The sequence below is a fragment of the Janthinobacterium sp. SUN033 genome (assembly GCF_030397595.1).
Lineage (GTDB): Bacteria > Pseudomonadota > Gammaproteobacteria > Burkholderiales > Burkholderiaceae_D > Janthinobacterium > Janthinobacterium kumbetense.
This window is the reverse complement of record NZ_JAPQNV010000005.1, coordinates 178,942-196,328: the sequence shown is the minus strand read 5'-3', so window position 1 is coordinate 196,328 and position 17,387 is coordinate 178,942. Positions and strand designations below refer to the sequence as shown.

At 60.6% G+C, this 17,387-nt stretch carries 14 protein-coding genes; all 14 read right to left on the bottom strand.

Annotation, left to right across the window (positions count from 1 at the left end; translation table 11 throughout):
- Positions 1–37 precede the first annotated feature (37 nt).
- Positions 38–421 (bottom strand): hypothetical protein, encoded by a 384-nt coding sequence (locus OX460_RS21500; RefSeq protein ID WP_077400334.1) that lies wholly within the window; start codon positions 419–421, stop codon positions 38–40.
- Between the two features lie 162 nt (positions 422–583).
- Positions 584–1,156, bottom strand: coding sequence for a hypothetical protein (locus OX460_RS21495; RefSeq protein ID WP_251349824.1), 573 nt, complete (start codon positions 1,154–1,156; stop codon positions 584–586).
- Positions 1,157–1,323: 167 nt separating this feature from the next.
- The gene (locus OX460_RS21490; protein ID WP_077408994.1) at positions 1,324–1,671 is read right to left on the bottom strand and encodes an energy transducer TonB; all 348 of its coding nucleotides are present in this window, start codon (positions 1,669–1,671) and stop codon (positions 1,324–1,326) included.
- 60 nt (positions 1,672–1,731) lie between these two features.
- Complete coding sequence (locus tag OX460_RS21485) at positions 1,732–3,492, bottom strand: methyl-accepting chemotaxis protein (protein ID WP_289899870.1); 1,761 nt, start codon at positions 3,490–3,492, stop codon at positions 1,732–1,734.
- Between the two features lie 520 nt (positions 3,493–4,012).
- Complete coding sequence (locus OX460_RS21480; protein ID WP_289899869.1) at positions 4,013–4,477, bottom strand: hypothetical protein; 465 nt, start codon at positions 4,475–4,477, stop codon at positions 4,013–4,015.
- Positions 4,477–5,472: a tRNA dihydrouridine(20/20a) synthase DusA gene (gene dusA / locus OX460_RS21475; RefSeq protein WP_099665288.1), complete on the bottom strand. Its 996-nt coding sequence runs from the start codon at positions 5,470–5,472 to the stop codon at positions 4,477–4,479. Before dusA ends, OX460_RS21480 begins: the two co-directional genes overlap by 1 nt.
- 117 nt (positions 5,473–5,589) lie before the next feature.
- On the bottom strand, positions 5,590–7,422 hold the full coding sequence (typA, locus tag OX460_RS21470) for a translational GTPase TypA (RefSeq protein WP_076569139.1): 1,833 nt from the start codon (positions 7,420–7,422) through the stop codon (positions 5,590–5,592).
- 207 nt (positions 7,423–7,629) lie between these two features.
- Positions 7,630–8,565 (bottom strand): tRNA pseudouridine(55) synthase TruB, encoded by a 936-nt coding sequence (truB, locus tag OX460_RS21465; RefSeq protein WP_289899868.1) that lies wholly within the window; start codon positions 8,563–8,565, stop codon positions 7,630–7,632.
- A gap of 2 nt (positions 8,566–8,567) precedes the next feature.
- Complete coding sequence (gene rbfA, locus OX460_RS21460; RefSeq protein WP_099665290.1) at positions 8,568–8,984, bottom strand: 30S ribosome-binding factor RbfA; 417 nt, start codon at positions 8,982–8,984, stop codon at positions 8,568–8,570.
- Positions 8,985–9,098: 114 nt separating this feature from the next.
- The gene (gene infB / locus OX460_RS21455) at positions 9,099–11,957 is read right to left on the bottom strand and encodes a translation initiation factor IF-2 (RefSeq protein ID WP_099665291.1); all 2,859 of its coding nucleotides are present in this window, start codon (positions 11,955–11,957) and stop codon (positions 9,099–9,101) included.
- Between the two features lie 46 nt (positions 11,958–12,003).
- The gene (gene nusA / locus OX460_RS21450) at positions 12,004–13,569 is read right to left on the bottom strand and encodes a transcription termination factor NusA (RefSeq protein WP_077400312.1); all 1,566 of its coding nucleotides are present in this window, start codon (positions 13,567–13,569) and stop codon (positions 12,004–12,006) included.
- Positions 13,566–14,054, bottom strand: coding sequence for a ribosome maturation factor RimP (gene rimP / locus OX460_RS21445; RefSeq protein ID WP_035828693.1), 489 nt, complete (start codon positions 14,052–14,054; stop codon positions 13,566–13,568). Before rimP ends, nusA begins: the two co-directional genes overlap by 4 nt.
- Before the next feature lie 344 nt (positions 14,055–14,398).
- Positions 14,399–16,468: a 23S rRNA pseudouridine(2605) synthase RluB gene (gene rluB / locus OX460_RS21440; protein WP_289899867.1), complete on the bottom strand. Its 2,070-nt coding sequence runs from the start codon at positions 16,466–16,468 to the stop codon at positions 14,399–14,401.
- Entirely contained in the window at positions 16,461–17,255 is a 795-nt protein-coding gene (scpB, locus tag OX460_RS21435) for an SMC-Scp complex subunit ScpB (RefSeq protein WP_230538713.1), read from the bottom strand. Before scpB ends, rluB begins: the two co-directional genes overlap by 8 nt.
- Positions 17,256–17,387 lie beyond the last annotated feature (132 nt).

Sequence of the window (17,387 nt, the reverse complement as noted above, 5' to 3'; positions counted from 1 at the left end):
CGAATCGCGACGCGCAGTAAATTTGGTGGGATGTTGACTAGCGGCGGCCGTAATAACGTCCGTGCCCACCCCAGCCACCGCGGTGTCCACCGTAGCGCCCAAAGCCAAACACGAAGTCCAGCCCGATCGATACGGGCGGATTGTAATAATACGGTTGCGGCGCGTACACGGGCGCCGGCACATACACGGGCTGCTGTACGTACACCGGTTGCTGCTGCACATACACGGGTTCATTCGTGTATTCCACGCGCGGCGCGCTCACCACGCGCGATGACTGCACCGGCTCGGACGAGACCGTATGCCATTCATAGGGATTGTAAGCCCCCTGTGGCGCGCGCGAACCGTAATACGCGGGACCAGGCGGCGCCACGACGCAGCCCCCCAGGGCGGCCAGCGAAATTACTGCCAACAGGGTTTTCATTGCAATTCTCCTCGGGTACCAATACTGGTGTACTACCTTAATTAAGTACTATAAGAAATTACGCCGCGCTTTGCTGTGCTTTTACCGATTGTTACACCCCGACGCACGCCGCAACATGAAGTGTCGCAAAGCCGCCACAAACGGCGCGCGCGGCATGTTTCCTCAAATAAACGGTATCGCGCAGGTATCGATGGCCTTGCCGGCCGCATCGTAGCGCTGCACGCACACCTGGTAGCGCACGCCGTAATCGAGCTCCACCTGCTCGACCTTTCCATACTTCAATTTCCAGCTAGGCTGCACCTGTTGCCGGCCAGCCAGCGCAGCCACATCCTGCGGAATCGCCATCGCCGTCTGCGTTTCTCCCTGGCGCGCATCCTGGCGCCGCGCCACGTCGATAGCCACGTTCACGGCCAGGTCGACGCCGCCGTCCGCATACTGCAAAGCGGGCGCGCCGCGCTGCGCCCGCATCACGCCCCAGGCGCAAGGCTTGCCGCCCGCCTCGCATTGCTTCAGCTGCGCCAGCGGAAAATACTCAGGGGCAATCTTGCCGTCCTTGATGGGCCAGCTGGTACGCACGCCGTCGCGCTTGCCCGTCAGGGGATTGTCCCAGCTCAGGCTATTGACGACGGCCACGGTCTGCCCCGCCTGCAAGCCCACGGGCGTGCCCAGCGAGGCGCAGGCGGAAAGCAGCATGCCGCTGGCGGCAAGAAGGGAAAGTGTCAGGATGCGCTGCATGGTAGGCCTCTTGTGGTGGGAGATCCCGAAGGTATGTTTCGAGGGTAACAGAATCGGCGGCGACAGTGCCGTTGGCTGGCACACATAACACTACGGGCGGCACCCTTGCAGGCGCCGCCCGTAGCGGAGAGCTCATGCCGGGAGCCAGGCTCCCGGCAATAGGTGGATCAGTCCAGCTTCCAGGCGTAGTCGACCTTGGTCCAGGTCTGCGCTGCGGCGCCATCCTTGGTGCCCGGCTTGAACTTGCACGCGGACAGGGCCTTGATGGCGGCCTTGTCCAGGTTCTTGAAGCCGCTGCTCTTCTCAACTTTCGAATCGGCAACGCTACCATCGGCATTGACCAGGAAGGACATCGTCACGGTGCCCTGCTCTTCGTTCATCAACGAAGCTTTCGGATAGTCGGCCTTGCAGTTCTTGGCATCGAACGACGCCGGCACCTCGGCAGCGAAAGCTGCGGAAGAAACGGACACCAGCAAGGCTGCTGCAACACTCATCAAACGCTTATTCTCAAACATGTGCTTCCCCATGATTATCAGATACGGTAATTACAACTTCCTGTGCGCTGTTGGCCGCGCTTAAAACTCTTCCCACTCGTCATTGTTGCCGGCGCTTGCCGCCTTGCGCGGCGCCGGAGCAGCCACGGGAGCTGCCGCTTCCGCCTTGCGTGCCAGCGATTTCACCGGGCGCAATGCGGGCGCCGGCTTGCGCGCGGCAACGGGCGCAGCCACAGCCGCCACGGGGGCCGGCACATACGCTGCCGGCTTTTCTTCGCCTTCGACCAGTTTGAAGATGCTGACCACGTGGGCCAGTTCGGCCGCCTGGTCTTGCAAGCTTTGCGCCGCGGCGGCTGCCTGCTCCACCAAGGCCGCATTTTGCTGCGTCATGCCATCCATCTCGATGATCGACAGGTTGACCTGTTCGATGCCGGCGCTTTGTTCCTGGCTGGCACTGGCGATCTCGCTCATGATGTCGGTGACGCGGCGCACGCTGTCGACCACTTCGCCCATCGTCACGCCAGCCTGGCCGACCAGACGCGTACCGCGTTCCGTCTTCTCGGCTGAATCGTCGATGAGGATCTTGATTTCTTTCGCGGCGCCAGCGGAACGCTGGGCCAGGTTGCGCACTTCCGACGCCACCACGGCAAAGCCGCGGCCTTGTTCGCCGGCGCGTGCCGCTTCCACGGCCGCGTTCAGCGCCAGGATGTTGGTCTGGAAGGCGATGCCATCGATCACGCCGATGATGTCGACAATTTTCTTCGCCGATTCATTGATCGAACTCATGGTGTCAACCACTTGCGACACCACGGAGCCGCCCTTCAGGGCCACGTCCGAGGCGGTGGCAGCCAGCTTGTTGGCTTCCCGCGCATTGTCCGCATTCTGTTTCACGGTCGAGGTCAGCTCTTCCATGGCCGACGCCGTTTTCTCCAGCGCGCTGGCCTGCATTTCCGTACGTGACGACAGGTCGATATTGCCGTCGGCAATTTCACGCGACGCCGTGCCGATGGTTTCCGTACCGACACGTACCTGGCCGACGATGCCCACCAGGCTGTTGCGCATTTCCTTCATTTCCGCCAGCAGGCTGGAATTGTCCGATGGCTGCGTGTGGATGCCGATCGACAGGTCGCCATTGGCGATGCTGCCGGCGATCGATGCCGTGTAGTCAGGTTCGCCGCCCAACTGTTTCAGCAAGCCGCGGGTGATCACCAGTGCCGCCGCCACGCCCATCGCCACGGCCAGTACGCCGAGGATGATCATGAACAGGCGCGCGCTGTCGAATGCCTTGCGGGCGTCCGACTGCATCTGCTCATTGAGCTTGTCTTCCAGCACGGCCAGTTGCTCCAGCGCTTCCATCCATTTTTTCTGTACCGGGCGGATTTCCTTGATCATCACGCGCGTGGCGCCTTCCGCATCGTTGGCCATCCACAGCGCGGACGCCTTGGCGATGGCCGGCATGGCGGCGGCTTCGTATTCCTTGATCGAGGTCAGCAGGGCTTTTTCTTCAGAAGTCGACTCGACGGCAAATTTCTCTTCGAGCTTCTTCTGCGTTTCCTGATAGGTGGTCGTTTGCGTCTTGATACGCGCCATTTCCGGCTCCATATCGCCCGCGTCGGTCATCAGGGTCAGGATGCGCAGCGAGGTGATGCGGTCGCTGACGTTGCCACGCATGTCGATCACCAGGCGGGTGACGACGTTGTTGACATTGATCACGTGATCGAGACGTTCCTGGATTTGCGCCATGCGCGCGATGCCGAGGACGGTCACGGCCACCAGCAGAACCAGTACCAGGGCGAAACCCAGGCCCAGGCGGGTACCAACCTTCATTTTTGCTAAATTCATTTCGGCTCTTCGTAAATGAAACTATTGATAAGGATTTTTGCCCGGCACGACAAGACGAAGGCTGCGCAACACCGGCATCCGCCCTTACCCATTGGTATGCTGGCGGTATCCGGCCGCACGCAGCCTGGGGTACTTCCTGGTCTACAACAGCCCTGAAAACCCCCAGTGACTGCGAATGCAAATTTGTTCCACGGACTGAATTTTTGACACCGATGATGTGAGATCAACATCAAACATTCATATGAGAAATATTTGTCTATAATCAATTATAGGTGTAAATTTTGCCTCAAAGCAAGCAATAAGTACCTGAATAAATGGCTGATTAACTTTCTTCGGGGAAATGGCAACAACGCCGTTTCTTGCCCCATAGAAATGCCCCACGACAGTGCGGCCGTGCGCCGAAACAGCGCATTTACAACACATGGCATAGCCATATGACATCGTTTCGGAAGTGGTATTCAGAGGAGGGGGTGGTGCGGACAATACCAGTGCGCCGGGGCACCGGTATAGACAAGTTTGCTCAGCGGTCCCAGCTGCAATGCATCACATAGGCGTGACGCTCTGTACCAAAGACAAAGACGCTCCAGATGGCGCCCAATTGACTGGTCAGGCTGCGCTGACCGGACGATACCAGTTGATACCAGCGGGGCGCACTGCCCAGCAGTACGGCCAGTTCGCTCTCGAAACCATCGAACAGGCGCGCATCGAGCGGCTGGCGGTCGGCCTCGCTCGCCGGGTGCAAGCGCTCGAGCAGCCACTGGCGCGGCGTGCACAGGACGCCGCTGCACACCACGCTCCCGATCGGCTGCAGGCGCATGCCGTCCGGTGCGATCTCCAGCGCGCGGCACAGCGCGTCGAACGCCGCCTGCGGTGCCACGGGGCCCAGACAGGAGCATGCGAAAAGGCTGCCATCGTCCTTCAGCGCGCTGACGGCTTGCAGGTAGCCGTCAATCTGGCGCGCAAGACCATGGCAATCGCCGCTCATCAGGCAGGCAACGACAGGCGCGCCGCCGCTTCCAGCAGCAAACGGGGGTCGCCCGAAGCCAGCTTCTTCGAATCGGACAAGGTCTGGCGGAAGCCGCGCGCACCGGGCAGGTTTTGCATCAGGCCCAGCATGTGGCGCGTGACGCTGTTCAGCTTCAAGCGCCCCGCTTCTTTCTCCAGCTGCGCACTAATATAAGGAATCATCGCTTCGAGCACCTGTTCGCGCGTTTTGACGGGAGCGTCGTCGCCGTAATAGCGCTGGTCGAACTGCGCCATCACGTACGGGTTGTGATACGCCTCGCGGCCCAGCATCACGCCGTCGAGGTGCTGCAGGTGCAGGTCGATTTCCTCGAGCGTCTTGATGCCGCCGTTGATAATGAACTCGAATTGCGGAAAATCACGCTTCAAACGGTAGGCATAGTCATACTTAAGGGGCGGCACTTCACGGTTTTCCTTCGGACTCAGCCCTTTCAGGATGGCGTTACGCGCATGCACGATAAACGTCTTGCAGCCGGCGTCGGCCACGGTGCCGACGAAGTCGCGCACGAAGTCGTACGATTCGCTGTCGTCGATGCCGATGCGGTGTTTCACCGTGACGTCGATATCGACCACGTCGCGCATGGCTTTCACGCAGTCGGCCACCAGTTGCGGCTCGGCCATCAGGCAGGCGCCGAACGCGCCCTTTTGCACGCGCTCGGACGGGCAGCCGCAGTTCAGGTTGACCTCGTCGTAACCCCACTGCTGGCCCAGCTTGGCGCTGGTGGCCAGGTCTGCCGGGTCGCTGCCGCCCAGCTGCAGCGCCACCGGATGCTCTTCCTCGTTGAAGCGCAGATGGCGCTCCACGTCGCCGTACACGAGCGCGCCCGTCGTCACCATCTCGGTGTACAGCCAGGTGTGGCGCGTGATTTCACGGTGGAACTTGCGGCAATGGCGGTCGGTCCAGTCCATCATGGGGGCAACGGACAGGCGGCGGGAAGGCAAAGAAGAGGAAGTCATGGTGTCTACAAAAAACAGGAGCTGCAAATGACAAACCCGCTGCGCGCCTCACCAGTGACGGTGACGCGGCGCAGCGGGCCGGAGCGGCATGGCCCGCAGGCCATGCTCTACAACAGATTACGAATCACGCGACGCTTTTTTACGCTCGTGCTCTTTCAGGAAGCGCTTGCGCAGACGGATCGATTTAGGCGTGATTTCCACCAGTTCGTCGTCCTCGATGAATTCGACTGCGTATTCCAGCGACATCTGAATTGGCGGTACCAGGCGCACCGCTTCGTCGGTACCCGACGAACGCACGTTGGTCAGCTGCTTGCCCTTGATCGGGTTGACGACCAGGTCGTTGTCGCGCGAGTGGATACCGATGACCATGCCTTCGTAGACCGGGTCATTGTGCGACACGAACATGCGGCCGCGGTCTTGCAGTTTCCAGATGGCGTAAGCAACAGCGGCGCCGTCGTCTTGCGAGATCAGCACGCCGTTACGACGGCCAGCCATTTCGCCACGGGTGTTGTCGACTGGTGCGTATTCATGGAATACGTGGCTCATCAGGCCGGTGCCGCGGGTCAGGGTCATGAATTCGCCCTGGAAGCCGATCAGGCCACGTGCCGGGATCAGGTACTCGAGACGCACGCGGCCCTTGCCATCCGATTCCATGTTTTGCAGGTCGCCACGACGACGGCCCAGTTCTTCCATGACGCCGCCCTGGTTGGCTTCTTCCACGTCGACCGACAGGTTTTCAAACGGCTCGTGGCGCACGCCATCGACCATTTTGAAGACCACGCGTGGACGCGAAACGGCCAGCTCGAAGCCTTCGCGACGCATGTTTTCGATCAGAATCGTCAGGTGCAGCTCGCCGCGGCCCGATACTTCGAAGATCGTGTCGTCGTCGGTTGGTGCCACGCGCAGAGCAACGTTGGCTTTCAATTCTTTTTCCAGACGGTCACGCAGTTGACGCGAGGTAACGAACTTGCCTTCGCGGCCAGCCAGTGGCGAGTTGTTGACCATGAAGTTCATGGTCAGGGTCGGCTCGTCGACGGTCAGCATAGGCAGCGCTTCTGGGGTGTCCACTGCGCACAGGGTCGAACCGATGCCGATTTCGTCGATACCGTTGATCAGGCAAATGTCGCCGGCGACGGCTTCGTCCACCAGCACGCGCTCCAGGCCCTTGAAGTTCAGCACCTGGTTGATGCGGCCCTTGATCGGGGTAGCGCCTGGGCCATTGATGACCAGCACGTCCTGGCCGACTTTGACGGTACCGCGGTTGACGCGGCCAATGCCGATCTTGCCGACGTACGACGAGTAGTCCAGCGAGGTGATCTGCATTTGCAGCGGGCCTTCCGGATTGTCGTCACGTACTGGAACGTGTTCCAGGATGGCGTCGAACATCGGCTTCATGTCGCCGCCGCGCACGTCTTCGGTCAGGCCGGCATAGCCGTTCAAGCCCGAAGCGTAAACGATAGGGAAGTCCAGTTGTTCGTCGGTAGCGCCCAGCTTGTCGAACAGTTCGAACGTCTGGTTGATGGCCCAGTCCGGACGTGCGCCTGGACGGTCGATCTTGTTGACGATAACGATAGGCTTCAGACCAAGTGCCAGCGCCTTGCGCGTGACGAAACGGGTTTGCGGCATCGGGCCTTCTTGCGCATCGATCAGCAGCAGAACCGAGTCCACCATCGACAGAACACGTTCCACTTCGCCGCCGAAGTCGGCGTGGCCTGGGGTGTCGACGATGTTGATGTGGGTGCCTTCGTACTCAACGGCGCAGTTCTTCGACAGAATCGTAATGCCGCGCTCCTTTTCCAGGTCGTTCGAGTCCATGACTCGGGTGTCGACCGCTTGGTTTTCACGGAAGGTGCCGGACTGGCGCAGCAGCTGATCCACCAGCGTGGTTTTGCCGTGGTCAACGTGGGCGATAATGGCGATATTACGAATTGCGCGTTTTGTATTTGACATGGTCGTAGTAGTTACTGAAAAACTGCGGAGTGCGTACAAGATGTACGAGATACCCGAATGCTAATCTATTTCCGGAACCGCGTAGTATAGCATGTTGCGTTGCAACGCTATCTAAAAATGCTGGCGGCTCCCGCAGTCGGGGACGGTTTGTTTAAAAAAGCGACACTGTTTAACGAGTGTCGCTGGGTAATATGACGTTGCTGTGACTTATTGATGCGCCGTGGCAATCAAGCGTTCTGGCGCCAGGATGCTGTATTCCTGCAACTGGCCCGTGCCCAGCAGTTTGCTGTCGTGATACACGCGCACCCTGCCCGGCTCGGCTGGCACGGCGACGTCTTCCTTGCCCAGCGCGATGCGCTGGCCGTGCAGGAAACGCTTGGCCAATTCTTCCGTCAGCTGGACGGCGGGGAAACTCGACAATAATGCATCGACGGGCGCCAACAAGCTCAACGGCGCGGCGTGCGCCGTCAATTCATCGAGCGTGACGACGCCGTCAAGGGTCAGGTTGCCCACCTGCGTGCGGCGCAAGGCGTTCAAATGGCCGCCGCAACCCAAGGCATGGCCGATGTCTTCGCCCAGCACGCGGATATACGTGCCCTTGCTGCACATCACGGACAATTTCAGGAACGGGGCTTCGTAGCCGAGGAACTCGAGCTTGTGGATGGTCACCGGGCGCGCTTCGCGTTCCAGGGTGATGCCGGCCCTTGCATACTCATATAAGGGCTTGCCGTCCCTTTTCAAGGCCGAGTACATGGGCGGCGTCTGCAGGATAGGCCCGCGGAACTGCGCCAGCACGGCTTCGATCTGCTCTTCGGTGACGTTGACGTCGCGCGTTTCCAGCACTTCGCCTTCCGTGTCGCCCGTATCCGTCGTCTGCCCCAGGTGCACCAGGGTTTCGTAGGTCTTATCGGCTTCCAGCAAGTCCTGCGAGAATTTCGTCGCCTCGCCAAAGCACAGCGGCAACAGGCCCGTGGCGAACGGATCCAGCGTGCCCGTATGGCCCGCCTTCTTCGCGTTCAGCACGCGCTTGGCCTTGATCAGGGCGTCGTTGCTGGACCAGCCGACAGGCTTATCCAGCAGCAAGACGCCATCGACCAGGTCGCGCACCCGCTTGATGCCCGGTGGTTTCTTCGGACCCGCCACTGTTATTGCTCGTCCGTCTCGGGTTTCGCGTCCGGCTCGGCGTCAGCCGCGCGCGTGGCGTTGGCCTTGTCGATCAGCAAGGACATTTCCATGCCGCGCGAGGTCGAGCTGTCGTGCACGAAATGCAACATCGGCAAGGTGTGGATGTGCAGGCGCTTGCCCAGCAAGCCACGGATGAAGCCGGCCGCGGCCATCAAGCCTTCGGTGGTGTTCTTGATGGCTTCCTTGCTGTCTTTCAACATCGTGAAAAACACCTTGGCGTGCGCGTAATCGGGCGTGATCTGCACTTCGGTGATGGTGATCATCGTGCCGACGCGCGGGTCCTTCAATTCGTAGGCGACGATTTCTGCCAGATCGCGCTGGATCTGGTCGGCCACGCGCAAGCCGCGCGCTGGCATGGTTTTGCTATGTTTAGCCATGATTTTATGCTGTCCTAAGTGCCGCAGGGCGCATGGGTCAAACGGTTGCCCGTTGACCAATGCGCCCCACGTGTTTGCGCGGACAAAGATATGTCCGCGCCATTGCTGCTGTGATTACAGGGTACGAGCGATTTCCTGGACTTCGAACACTTCCAGCGTGTCGCCAACCTGAATGTCGTTGTAGTTCTTCAGCGACAGGCCGCACTCCAGACCGGCGCGAACTTCTTTCGCATCGTCCTTGAAGCGTTTCAGGGAGTCGATCTCGCCGCTCCACACCACGATGTTGTTGCGCAACAGGCGGACGGAAGAAGCACGCTTGACCACGCCATCGGTGACCAGGCAACCGGCAATCGCGCCCACTTTCGAGACCAGGATAACCTGGCGGATCTCGACCTGGCCGATGACGGTTTCGCGTTTCTCTGGTGCCAACATGCCCGACAACGCCGATTTGATCTCGTCGATCGCATCGTAAATGATGTTGTAGTAGCGAATGTCCACGCCATTCGACTCGGCCAGCTTGCGTGCCTGGGCATCAGCACGGGCGTTGAAGCCGATGATGACCGCTTTCGAGGCGACTGCCAGGTTGACGTCCGATTCCGTGATGCCGCCGACGGCAGCGTGGACCACTTGTACGCGCACTTCGGAGGTCGACAGTTTCTGCAGCGAACCGACCAGCGCTTCTTGCGAACCTTGCACGTCGGTTTTGATGATCAATGGCAAGTTTTTCACTTCGCCTTCGGCCATCTGGTCGAACATGTTTTCCAGTTTCGCAGCTTGCTGTTTCGCCAGTTTCACGTCGCGGAACTTACCTTGACGGAACAGACCGATTTCACGCGCCTTGCGCTCGTCAGCCATGACGACGACTTCTTCACCGGCAACCGGCACTTCCGTCAGGCCCTGGATTTCGACCGGAATCGAAGGACCCGCTTCAGCGATGGCTTTGCCGTTCTCGTCCAGCATGGCGCGAACACGGCCATACGAAGAGCCAGCCAGGATCACGTCGCCGCGGCGCAAGGTACCGGACTGCACCAGGATCGTCGCGACAGGACCACGGCCCTTGTCCAGACGCGCCTCGACTACCAGGCCGCGCGCAGGCGCTTCGACCGGTGCCGTCAGTTCCAGCACTTCGGCTTGCAACAGCACTTGTTCCAGCAGGTCGTCGATACCTTGACCCGTTTTTGCCGACACCGGCACGAATGGCGATTCGCCACCGTATTCTTCCGGCACGACTTGTTCGGCGACCAGTTCCTGCGTCACGCGGTCAACGTTGCCGCCTGGTTTGTCGACCTTGTTGATCGCCACCACCAGCGGTACGCCGGCTGCTTTCGCATGGGCAATCGCTTCTTTCGTTTGCGGCATCACGCCATCGTCGGCGGCAACCACCAGAATGACGATATCGGTTGCCTTGGCGCCACGGGCACGCATGGCGGTAAACGCTTCGTGACCCGGGGTATCGAGGAAGGTGATCATGCCGCGTGGCGTATCGACGTGGTAAGCGCCGATATGCTGCGTAATGCCACCCGCTTCGCCGGAAGCAACCTTGGCGCGACGAATATAGTCCAGCAGCGAGGTCTTGCCGTGGTCGACGTGACCCATGACGGTGACCACCGGTGCGCGTGGCTTGGTTTCGAAGTGCGCGTGTTCGCCCACGTCGGCCAGCAGCGCCTCCGGATCGTCCAGTTCGGCGGCAAACGCCTTGTGGCCCATTTCTTCCACCAGAATCATGGCGGTTTCCTGGTCCAGCACCTGGTTGATCGTGCACATCTGGCCCAATTTCATCAAATGCTTGATGACTTCGGATGCCTTGACGGACATTTTGTGCGCCAATTCGGCCACGGTGATCGTTTCCGGTACGTGCACGTCTTTGACGACGGCTTCCGTAGGAGCCTGGAAGTTCGATTCACGGTCGTCATGGTGCGTCGGGCGACGGCCCTTCGCGCCACCGCGCCAGCTGTCACGGCCGCCTGGGCCGCTGTTGCCGCGTGGCTTGGGACCACCGGTGGTGCCGCGTTTTTTCGCGTCATCGGACCAGGTGGACGACACATTCGCCGACTTGATGGATTTCTTGTCTGCAACAGCAGGCTTCTTGTCGCCCGGCTTGTCGCCAGGTTTCTTGTCCGCAGGCTTGTGCAGCGTGCCTTCCGGCGCCTTCGGCTTGACCGGTACCGGCGCAGGCTCAGGAGCCTTGATGGCGCGGCGTGGCGCGTTCATCATGGCCTTGATCTGGGCGACTTCGTCGGCCACGGCCTTGCGTGCACGCTCGGTGGCTTCCGCTTTGTCAGCGGCTTCCTTGGCGGCAACAGCAGCGGCGGCGGCTTTCTTCTTCGCTTCTTCAGCGGCAGCAGCTTTTTTCGCTTCGGCGGCGGCGTCGTCAACGACAGGCGCAGCGGCGCTGGCGGCAGGCGCGGCGGCAGCCTTGGCGGCCGCTTTCTTCGCTTCCGCTTCAGCTTCTTTCTTCGCAGCCAATTCAGCCTGTTGCGTGGCTTTCGCCTGGGCTTCTTTTTCCGCGTCGAGCTTGGCCAGACGTTCTTGCTTTTCGCGCAGATCGGCTTCCTGGCGGGCGATCAGTTCAGCCTGTTTACGGGCTTCTTCTTCACGGCGCGCCACGTCGGCGGGATCGATCACCGGTGCGGCAGGCGCGACCGGTTCAGCCGCGACCGGCGCAGCTTCGTCACGCTGGACGAAAGTGCGTTTCTTGCGCACTTCCACCTGGATGGTGCGCGATTTGCCGGTGGCGTCAGCTTGCTTGATTTCAGTCGTTTCCTTGCGGGTCACGGTGATTTTCTTCTTTTCTGTGTCAGCCGCTGCGCCGTGTGTGCGGCGCAGATGATCCAAAAGCTTGTCCTTATCATCTTTCGACAATGGATCTGACGTCGAACTTTTCTCGACGCCGGCAGAACGCAGCTGCGTCAGCAGCAAATCTGCAGGCATCTTCAGTTCGGTGGCAAATTGGGCTACGTTGTTACTCGCCATTCAGTCCTCTTTTCTATGTGTCGCGGAGATGATAAAGATACTCAAATTAAGCCTTTGCGGATTCGGCCAGACTCCATGCCTTGGCTTGCAACGCCTTGGCACGATCGTCGTATTTCGAGTCAACCAACTTCATCTCATCGTCGGTCACATCTTTAAATTCACTTGTAATCAGTTCACGCGCACGGTCCGCAGACAAGGCCAGGATTGCGCCAAATTCGTCGTATGCCAGTGCTGCAAATGCTTCAACGGTCTTGATACCAGCCAGACCCAGCTTGCCGGCGGTAATGCGGTCCATGCCTTCCAGACCGACCAACGCCTCGTCCATGCCTTCCAGACCCTCTTCCGAAGCAATCGCTTCGGTCACGAGCGCATCACGCGCACGGGTACGGAGTTCATTGACGGTATCTTCGTCAAACGATTCGATTTCCAGCATTTCGGAAATTGGCACGTAAGCGATTTCTTCCAGACTGGCGAAACCTTCTTCCACCAGAATATCGGCCACTTCCTGGTCGACATCGAGCTTTTCCATGAACAGGATGCGCACGGCAGCCGTTTCCTGGGCAGCTTTGTCAGCCGATTCTTCGGCCGTCATGATGTTGATCTTCCAGCCGGTCAGGTCCGAGGCCAGGCGCACGTTCTGGCCGGAACGGCCGATCGCGATTGCCAGGTTTTCTTCGTCCACGACGACATCCATCGCGTGTTTTTCTTCATCGACCATGATCGACGACACGTTCGCCGGCGCCAGGGCGCCGATGACGAACTGCGCCGGATCTTCCGACCACAGCACGATGTCGACACGTTCGCCGCCGAGTTCGCCGGTCACGGCCTGCACGCGCGAACCGCGCATGCCGACGCAAGTACCGATCGGGTCGATGCGCTTGTCGGCCGTGTAGACGGCGATCTTGGCGCGGACGCCAGCATCACGGGCTGCGGATTTGATTTCCAGCATGCCTTGCTCGATTTCCGGCACTTCCAGTTCAAACAGCTTCATGATGAAGTCTGGCGCGGTACGCGACAAAATCACTTGCGGGCCGCGCATGTTGCGGTCGATGCGCAAGATGAAAGCACGCACGCGGTCACCGATACGCAGATTCTCTTTCGGAATCATCTGGTCGCGCGGCAGACGCGCTTCGATCTTGCCCGATTCGACGATGGCGTCGCCACGTTCCATGCGCTTGATGGTGCCGGTGACGAGCGAATCGCCGCGTTCCAGGAAGTCGACCAGGATCTGTTCGCGCTCGGCGTCACGCACGCGCTGCAGGACGACCTGTTTGGTATCCTGGGCGAAACGGCGGCCGAATTCGACGGATTCGATCGGTTCTTCGATGTGGTCATCGACTTCGATATCCGGAATCTGTTCTTTTGCCTCGAAATGCAGGATCTCCTGATCCGGCAATTGCAGGCCCGCTTCATCGGGCACCACGTGCCAGCGGCGGAACGATTCGAATTCGCCCGTTTCGCGGTCGATCGAAACGCGGATGTCTACCTCACCCTCATACCGTTTCTTCGTGGCTTGCGCCAACGCGAATTCGAGGGCGCCGAAGACGACATCTTTATCGACGTTTTTTTCGCGCGCCAGCGCGTCAACCAATAATAAAACTTCGCGGCTCATGCTTTGCGTCCCTTAAAAACCACCTGCGGCACCAAGCGTGCCTTATCCACATCCGCGAGCGTAAACTCCAACATCGCCGGACCATCCTTACCTTCAAATTCCAACGACAATTTATCGCCCACGGGTTCTTGCAAGATCCCCTGGAACGATTTCCGGTTGTTCGTACCCGGCATCGCCACCATCAGCTTGACGATGATTTCCTGACCTGCGAAACGGACAAAGTCTTCCAGCTTGCGCACCGGACGATCCAGACCCGGGGAAGAAATCTCGAGGCGCTCGTAAGGAACGTTCTCTACCGTCAACACATGCGATAACTGGTGACTCACCGTGGCACAGTCTTCGACCGTGATCGGACCTTTTTCAGCGGCATCGGCGGCGCTGAAATCAATAAAGACGCGCAGCAGTCCGCGCTCGGCACGTTCGACATCAACGAGCTCATAGCCCAGACCTGTAACTGTCTTTTCAATTAATCCCAACTGCTGCAAGAAATTCTCCAGAAATAAGGCCCGTTTTCGGCATGACAGCGCCACATCGGGCGCCTACAACATGCAAAAACACGCATTCAAGTCATATATGGCCCCTTGCGGAGCCATTACAAACGGTTCAACAAAAAAAAAATGGGCATCTGCCCATCTTCTTGTATTTCCCCAACCAGATGAAAGCACTCCCCACCAAACAACCCTGCGGAGAACTTTTATTAGGCTGCAGATTATAACCTCTTATTAACTTCGCCGCAATGCCGCACACGCGGAGCGGCCCGGCTTACAACAGTTACAAGAGCGCGCACCCGCGGCAGATCGGCGGGCGCGCAAGAAGAAACTCTTCCCGATTAACCTTTGCTGCGGCGGCGCGGCATGCCATCCATGCCGCCACGATCCATGCCGCCACGCGGCTGGCCACCGGAACGTTGCCCACCAGCACCACCGCCCCCCGTATTGCGGCGCGGACCCGTGTTGGCGAAGCCGAACGCCGTTTGCAGCGGATCGGGCTGGCGCGGACCGCGCTGCGGTGCGCGGCCTTCGCCACCCGGACGGCCTTGACCCTGGCCTGCCGCACGCGGCGGACGACCCTGGCCTTGCGGCGCGCCTTCGAACGATGCCGACGAGCGGGGCTGACCACCCTGGAACGGACCTTGCGGCTGACCACGACCAGGACCACGCGCGTCGCCTGGACGGCCGGCGCCGCCTGGGCGACCCTGGCCTTGCGGACGGGCAAACTGGCCTTGCGGCTGGCCACGGCGCGGCGCGACCGGGAAAGGATCGGCGTTGCGGTTGCTCACATCGATGCGGTTGCCATTCGGCTCGTCATCGCGACTGGCCTTGCGCGCTTCGCGACCCTTGGCGGCGCCAGCGGCGCGGGGGTCGCCCGATGCCGGCATTTTCTTTTCGATGCCGTAGGCGGTCAGCAGGTCGCGCACGGTATTTTCATCCATCTCTTCCCAGCGGCCGCGTTTCAGGCCGCTCGGCAGGGTCATGGCGCCGTAGCGGGTACGGATCAGGCGCGAAACGGTCAGGCCGATGGCTTCGAACATGCGGCGCACTTCGCGGTTACGGCCTTCGCCGATCACCACGCGGTACCACTTGTTGATGCCTTCGCCGCCGCCATCGGCGATCTTCGAGAACTGCGCCAGGCCGTCTTCCAGCTCGACGCCAGCCAGCAGCTTCTGGCGCATGCCCTCTTCCAGCTCGCCCAGGGTACGCACGGCGTACTCGCGGTCGATGCCGTAGCGCGGGTGCATCAGGCGGTTGGCCAGGTCACCGGAAGTGGTAAACAGCAGCAAGCCTTCCGTGTTGAAGTCGAGGCGGCCAACGGCCAGCCACTTGCCGGCTTTCATGGTCGGCAAGCGGTCGAATACGGATGGACGGCCGTCCGGGTCATTATGGCTGACGATTTCGCCGGCCGGCTTGTGGTAGACCAATACGCGTGGCGGCTTCTTGCTGACGCGGCGCTGGATCAACTTGCCATTGATGCGCACGTGATCGCTCGGCAGGATGCGCTGGCCGATGTGGGCTGGCTCGCCATTGACGGATACGCGGCCCGAAATGATCAGGTCTTCCATGTCGCGGCGCGAACCGAGACCGGCTTCGGCCAGCACCTTGTGCAGCTTCGGCGCATCGTCGTCGGAGGTCAGGTCGCGGCGCACGACGGCTTTCTGTACGCGGCCCGTGCCGCCTTCTTCGCTGTCGAACGCGTCGGAAGTGACGAACGAGAAGACAGCATCAGCGTCGCTGAGCTTGCCCGGCGCAGCCTGGCGGCCCTTGCCCTTCTTGCGGCTCTTGCCGGCATTCTTGCCGGCGCCCGGCACGTCGTTGCGCGGACCGCGCGGCAGGCGCGGGCCGGAGACGAGGTTGCCTTCGGCATCGAACACATCGGCGACAGGCGCGGCAGCTTGCTCGGCGGCAGGGGCGGCTTCCGCTGCCTGCGGCGCTTCGGCGCGCGGCGGCTGGCGCAGCGCGCGCTCCGCCTGTACACCACGCATCTGGCGCGGACCGCGCGTCGGGCGCGCTTCGGCCGGCTTGTCGGCAGCAACTTCCGGCGCCGTTTCAGCGACGGCGGCAGCGGCCTTGGCGGCGGCGCGGGCGCGCGGCGGACGCGGTGCCGGAGCGGCAACCGCCTCGGCAGCCGCTTCGGCGGCGTCGGCCACGGCCTTCAGGGCCGGCTTGGCGCGGGTTTTCTTGGCGGCTGGCGCCGCTTCAGTTTCAGCAGCGGCGACGACGACGGGCGCATCGGCAGCCACGTCGGCTTTCGTGCGGCGCTTCGGCTTGGCAGCGGCGGTGTCGCCTGCAGCGGCGGCAGCGGCCGTATCGGCTTCGATCTGAGCCTTGGTGCGGCGCTTGGGCTTGGCAACGATGGCTTCGTCGCTGGCGGTTACTGTCTCGGGTGTGTTCGGATTATTCATTCTTCGTTTCTTGGCTGTGCTGACCTGGCGCAGCGTCAACCGTTAGTTCTGGCGCAGGGTCGTGAGTGTAGGCTTCGTCCGTGGGCGAAGCATCGGGGCCGGCATCAAGGCTTGCTGTCACATCTACATCTGTCACAGCCGTATTGCTACCTGCACCAAGCTGGGGGGCAAGCTCATTGCTTGCCTTGTCAAAATTCTCTTGCAGGGCTGCTTCCAGGGCTTCCAGCCCATTGCCCTGCATTTCACTGATTTGCTGCAACGGCGGCAGCTGGGACAGCGAATGCAAACCCAGGTCATCCAAAAACTGCTTGGTGGTGGCCAGCAAGGCCGGCCGTCCCACCACATCGCGGTAACCGATGGCATCGACCCAGCCACGGTCTTCCAGCATCTTGATCGTCTGCGAATTGACGGCAACGCCGCGAATCTCCTCGATATCGCCGCGCGTCACCGGCTGGCGGTAGGCGATGATGGCCAGGGTTTCCAGGGTCGCCCGCGAATACTTGGGCGGCCGCTCGGGCGTCAGGCGATCGAGATACATCTTCATTTCCGGGCGGCTTTGAAAGCGCCAGCCCGAAGCGAGACTGACGATCTCGATGCCGCGCCCTTCCCACTCATCGCGCAACTCTTCCAGCAATTGCTTGATCGTGTCGGCACCGACGCCGACGCCACGCACGCGACCATTCTCGTCCGCATCGACGAACAGCTTCTTCAAGCTGTGGATCGTCAGCGATTCACGAGCGCACAGCAACGCGGTTTCGAGGACTTTTTTAGCCTCAATTGTATTCATAGCAATTCTGTGCGGATGTGTGTTGCAATTCGTATGCAGAGAAAGAAATCAAAAACGTTCATTTCAACGTAACAGAGGGCAGACATCGATGATGACGCCGTGCTGGGTTACTAGTTGAGGCTGTTTTTCCGA

Bases quoted from the DNA above. Each gene is read 5' to 3' on its own strand.
- nusA (WP_077400312.1), bottom strand. From the start codon at position 13,569: ATGAGCCGCGAAGTTTTATTATTGGTTGACGCGCTGGCGCGCGAAAAA.
- OX460_RS21480 (WP_289899869.1), bottom strand. From the start codon at position 4,477: ATGAGCGGCGATTGCCATGGTCTTGCGCGCCAGATTGACGGCTACCTG.
- dusA (WP_099665288.1), bottom strand. From the start codon at position 5,472: ATGACTTCCTCTTCTTTGCCTTCCCGCCGCCTGTCCGTTGCCCCCATG.
- OX460_RS21490 (WP_077408994.1), bottom strand. From the start codon at position 1,671: ATGTTTGAGAATAAGCGTTTGATGAGTGTTGCAGCAGCCTTGCTGGTG.
- scpB (WP_230538713.1), bottom strand. From the start codon at position 17,255: ATGAATACAATTGAGGCTAAAAAAGTCCTCGAAACCGCGTTGCTGTGC.
- infB (WP_099665291.1), bottom strand. From the start codon at position 11,957: ATGGCGAGTAACAACGTAGCCCAATTTGCCACCGAACTGAAGATGCCT.
- rbfA (WP_099665290.1), bottom strand. From the start codon at position 8,984: ATGGCTAAACATAGCAAAACCATGCCAGCGCGCGGCTTGCGCGTGGCC.
- typA (WP_076569139.1), bottom strand. From the start codon at position 7,422: ATGTCAAATACAAAACGCGCAATTCGTAATATCGCCATTATCGCCCAC.
- OX460_RS21500 (WP_077400334.1), bottom strand. From the start codon at position 421: ATGAAAACCCTGTTGGCAGTAATTTCGCTGGCCGCCCTGGGGGGCTGC.
- rluB (WP_289899867.1), bottom strand. From the start codon at position 16,468: ATGAATAATCCGAACACACCCGAGACAGTAACCGCCAGCGACGAAGCC.
- OX460_RS21495 (WP_251349824.1), bottom strand. From the start codon at position 1,156: ATGCAGCGCATCCTGACACTTTCCCTTCTTGCCGCCAGCGGCATGCTG.
- OX460_RS21485 (WP_289899870.1), bottom strand. From the start codon at position 3,492: ATGAATTTAGCAAAAATGAAGGTTGGTACCCGCCTGGGCCTGGGTTTC.